Source organism: Pseudoxanthobacter soli DSM 19599 (assembly GCF_900148505.1).
Taxonomy (GTDB): Bacteria; Pseudomonadota; Alphaproteobacteria; order Rhizobiales; family Segnochrobactraceae; genus Pseudoxanthobacter; species Pseudoxanthobacter soli.
The window spans coordinates 1-4,990 of record NZ_FRXO01000019.1 but is presented as its reverse complement, the minus strand read 5'-3'; the positions used below and the strand labels follow the sequence as shown (position 1 = coordinate 4,990).

Here is a 4,990-nt window from a genome sequence, read left to right as displayed (position 1 = left end):
CTTGACCTCGGCGGCGACCACGGCGAACCCCTTGCCGGCATCGCCGGCCCGCGCCGCCTCGATGGTGGCGTTGAGGGCGAGCAGGTTGGTCTGCTGGGCGATGGCGCTGATGAGATCGACGACGGCGCCGATGTCGCCGGCGGCGGCGGAGAGGGTCTGCATCTTGGCGGCGGTGTCGCCGGCATGGTCGGCGGCCTCGCGGGCCATGCGGGCGGATTCCTCGACCTGGCGGCCGATCTCGGCGACGGAGCTCGCGAGTTCCTCGGCGGCGGCGGCGACGGTCTGGACGTTGGCGGAGGCCTGCTCCGAGGCACCGGCGACGACGGCGCTGCGGGAGGATGTCTCGCCGGTGGAGGCGGTCATGGTCTGGGCGGTGGCCTCCAGCTCGGTCGCGGCGGCGGAGACGACCGTGACGATGCCGCCGAGAGAGGCCTCGAAGCCGTCGGCGAGAGCGTGCATGGCGGCGCGCTTCTCGGCATCGGCACGGGCCTTGGTCTCCTCGGCGTCGCGTTCGAGGCAGGCCTTCTGGAGGCCGTTCTCGCGGAAGACGATGGCAGTCCGGGCGACGTCGCCGACCTCGTCCTTGCGGGTATCGCCGACGATCTCGGCGGAGAAGTCGCCGGCGGCGAGGCGCTGGAGGGTGGCGACGATGGCGCCGATGGGCCGGGCGATGCCGAACTGGGCGATGAGCACGCCGAGCGCCAGCCCCGCCACGATCCCGCCCGAAGCCACCCCGATCATCACCAGCGAGATCCGGCGATATTCCGCGTGGGCCGCATCCGAGATGCCGTTCACGTCGTCGGCCAGAGCATTCGCGAGCTCCTGGGTGCGGGTCCTCAGCGTCTCGGCCAGCGCGCGGCTGCGCATGGCGCCGTCCTGGAGATAGCCGATGTCGTCGGCGAGGGTCTCCGCGGTGATCTCATCGGCCGTGCGCAGCGTGCTCTGCAGCTCGGCCCGGTAGCGGATATAGACGTCCTTGACCTTGGTGACACGCTTCCTGTCGTCGCCGCCGAGCTGCGCTTCGAGTTGCGCCAGCAGCGCCTCTGTATCGGCCTTGTCGGCCTCGATCGCCTTCTCGACCGCGGTGCGGTTCTTCGGCAGCGGGTCGACGGCGACCTGGAATTCGCCGCGGTTCAGCGCGATGACGGCTGCGTTCAGCCGGGCGGCGGCGAGCGCTGCGGTCGCCCGGTTGTCCATTCGGCCCGCCGCTTCGTCGAGGCTGGACAGCGCGGTCACACCGACCGCGGTTATCCCGGCGGCGACAACGGCGAGAATACCGACGGCGATCAGAATTTTCGGCAGTATTTTGAGGCTGGAAAGAAACGGACTTCGGCCTGGATGCGGGTCGGCACGGCTGGCAAGGTCAAACGCGACGGCTTCATCGGCTCCGGCTGTAGCCACGGCACCCCCTCCTGCGTCACAACTCTGAATGTCAGGCAAACCGCTCCGCGTGTTTTATCCATTGTTGGATGCATTTTTATAACGCCAGGCGACCATTCGTGGTGCCCGCGCGACCATTGAGCCGCCGCGTCGCTGAAGAAGCAATCAAAAACGTACAGATTCGCGCACGCCACCGGCGCCACCGGCGGCCCGTCCATTCCGGTCCGGTTGTGGAGGGGCGGGCAGCATCCCGCCGCCCGCGCGTCAGTTGGCCTGTGCGACGTCCGCTGGCTTGCCGCCGCTGCTGCCGACGAGGTCGTCAACCCGCTGGCGCTCCTTCGAGAACGCCGCCATCACGGTGCCCTTGAGTTCGCGCCCCTGGGGCAGGCGGATGCGCAGCGGATCGACCGGGGTGCCGTTGATGTGCACCTCGTAATGCAGATGCGATCCCGTCGACAGGCCGGTCGAGCCGACATAGCCGATGACCTGACCCTGACGGACCTTCTGGCCCGGCCGCAGGTTGTCGGCGATGCGGGACATGTGGCCGTAGCCGGTGTCGTAGCCGTTGCCGTGGCCGAGCAACACCCATTTGCCGTAGCCCGACTTCCAGCCGGCTTCCTTCACGACGCCGTTGCCGGAAGCGACGATGGGCGTGCCGCGTGGGGCGGCCCAGTCGACGCCCGGGTGCATGCGGACATAGCCGAGGATGGGGTGGCGCCGCCCGCCGAAGCCCGAGCGGAAGATGCCGCCGTTCATCGGCTTGCGCATCAGGAATTTCTGCGCGCTGCGGCCGCTGAAATCATAATAGTCGACACTGCCATCGTCCGGTGCGCGGAACCGGTAGAGCCGCTTCTGCTGCCCGGCGACGGTGAGGGCGGCGAACAGCACGTCCGGGGGCGCGCCGTCGCCCACATCCGCGTCGTCGGCATAGAACATCTCGAGCTTGTCGCCCGCCCGCACGCGGCTGTTGAAGTCGACGTCGAACGAGAACATGTGCACGATCTCGCCGACCAGCGCCTCCGGCATGCCTTCGCGGCGTGCGGTCTGGAACAGGCTCTCATAGAGTGTCGGCGTGCTGCCGTCGGTCTCGACAGGTGCTGCCTCCTCGACGGACGAGTCTTCGATGAAGTCGTCCTGCGGCTCCTCGGCGACCACATAGCGGTCGTCGTCGTCGAGCGCGACGGTGCCGAGGTGGGAGGTGGCGTCGTAGAGGCTGACGCGGGCGGGCTTCATCACGTCGGGATCGTCGGTATCGGGCAGCAGGCCGATCCGCACCTTCTCGCCGGCGGTCAGGCCGTCGATGCCGTTCTCCTTGGAGAAAATGCGGGCGATCGCCTTGGCATCCGTCGCGCGCGCCTTCGCGGCGGTGAGAATCTTGACGAGGGTATCGCCCTTGGCGACCGTCACGATCAGGTCCGATGAGGTCCGCGCCGGCGCCGCGGCACCGGCATCGCTCGCCGCAGCGTCGTCCGTCTTGCCGGTCTTGGCGACCTCCGAGACGTTTTCGGTGACGATCTTCACATCCGGCCCCTGAAGACCAGTGGTGAAGGACGACGACGCGGCGCCGACGGCGGCGAAGGCGAAGGCGAAACGCGGATCGAAGCCGCCCTGCTGCGGGGTTGCCTCGCCGCCGGCGAAGCTCTTCGGATCGGCGCCCTTGAAGAGGCTGTCCTCGCGCACGACCTGCTCGACCTCGTCCGACGACAGCGTCAGGTCGGGATCGATCAGCGGGCTGCCGAGGGGGAAGTCGTGGGAGCTGACGGTGACCTCTCCCTCGACGGCGGCGCCGTAGATGGAATCCGTGCCCGCCCGGTCGGGAAAGAGCTTGGTGTCGGCGAAAGCCTGCAGCGGATCGAACGCCGGAATGTCGCCTGCGTCGGGGTCTGTCGTGGTCGCGAGCGGCGTCGACAGGTGGACGTAGGGCTTGACCCGGATCAGGTCGCTGTCGCCCTGCTTCGTGACCGTCGAGACCTGGATGATCTGCTTGTTGGCGGGCGCTTCGGGCGGCGCCTGGACGCGATCGCTCTTGGGCAGGCGGCTGGAGGCATTGTCGAGAAGCGCGGTGGCGGTCGTCGCGTAGCCCGTGGGCGCGGCCACCGAAACGCTGCCGTCGAGCGCGACCGTCAGCGCGCCGCCCATGAGAGCGACGGAGGTCACGCCGGTGAGCACAGTACCCAGCAGCCACCGCACGCTCACCGCCCGTCGGCCGGTCAGCGTCTCCGTGGTGCCAGCCACGAAAAGCGGAGGTTCCTGCCCGAGGAGAATCTGCCCCTGAGGCGTCCCGGAACTGCGGGTTCGACCATGCACGCCGCGTTTCATGCCAGCCGCCGGAACTCCCTCATCACGCCTGCCTCGTTCGATCAATCGCAATCGCCGCGCCGCCCTGAAGACTGCCGCGGCGATGCCGGCGACGGACCCTGTCGTCGCGCAGGCATCGAGTCAACCACATAGTGTCTGCCGGCCGGACGTGTCCGGCTCTCATTCGGTTCCCGCCCGCTGACATCACCGGCGAAGGAAAGCAAGCGTTCGGTCGTCTGGACCGACCTTCGGTTCCATGCGTCGCCTGTGACCGTGTCGACATTGGGGCGATCGGGCTCAGCCGAACCCCTTCCGCGGCAACGTCGCCTGCGCGCGCCGTGTTACGGCGTTGCGGAGCTATAGATTCGCGCGCGAGCGCGCGCGCACGACGAGCCCCGCCATTCGCCAAATCCGCTTGGCGCTCCGGTCTGCCGTCGCGGACCCTTACGGGGCATGTCTGGCACTCGGCGTCGGCCTCGCGTCCGCGTCGGAAAGGTCGATTTCCGGCCATGCCTGTCGCTTCCACAGCGATGAACCGCTTGGCTACCGAGTAAGCGCTTCGCCGGCGCTCGCCACAAACCGTTGTTTTTCCTTATGATTCCAAAATTATCCACTGCGGGCCCAAAATTTTCGAACGACGGTGGTTGACGGCTTCGGGGAGAGGGCTCTATAAGCCCCCTCACAGACGGGGCGGCGCTGCTGGCGACGGCGGCGCGGAAGCCCTGGTGCTCCCGATCAGATGCGGGCGTTGATGCCGGGTTGGTTGATCCGGTGGCGAGCTTGTGTCGGGTTTGGCGGGTTTGAGGATCGGTTCCTCGGTTTTTTGACAATTTGGATGGAAGGAAGGGAAACGTAGGCGGCGCGGTTTTGCGCGGCTGGTTCTGAGAGGGGTTTGCCGGTTAAGAGACAAGACGGCGCGATACGTTTTCCGAGCTCACTCAGAAGTTCTGGTTCTGGATCGCTGTGAAGCGAGACGGGGTTGGATCTGAGATGAGACCTCGTCGATGACGTGATCGTGCTGGGATATTCTCTTATTAAACCTGAGAGTTTGATCCTGGCTCAGAACGAACGCTGGCGGCAGGCCTAACACATGCAAGTCGAACGCTCTCTTCGGAGGGAGTGGCAGACGGGTGAGTAACACGTGGGAACCTACCCCTTGGTACGGAATAACTGATGGAAACGTTAGCTAATACCGTATGAGCGCTGAGGCGGAAAGATTTATCGCCAAGGGATGGGCCCGCGTAGGATTAGCTAGTTGGTGGGGTAAAGGCCTACCAAGGCGACGATCCTTAGCTGGTCTGAGAGGATGATC

General features: G+C 66.6%; 2 protein-coding genes and 1 rRNA gene. 1 reads left to right on the top strand and 2 read right to left on the bottom strand.

What is annotated here, in order from left to right:
- On the bottom strand, window positions 1–1,401 hold a 1,401-nt coding region (locus BUF17_RS21900), incomplete at its 3' end, for a methyl-accepting chemotaxis protein (protein WP_175563772.1).
- A gap of 243 nt (window positions 1,402–1,644) precedes the next feature.
- A complete protein-coding gene (locus BUF17_RS21895; protein ID WP_210215492.1) occupies window positions 1,645–3,615 on the bottom strand; it encodes a M23 family metallopeptidase in 1,971 nt (656 codons plus the stop codon).
- 1,099 nt (window positions 3,616–4,714) lie between these two features.
- On the opposite strand from BUF17_RS21895, the gene BUF17_RS21890 reads away from it, so the two are divergent.
- Window positions 4,715–4,990, top strand: a 16S ribosomal RNA gene (locus BUF17_RS21890); the annotation flags it as partial.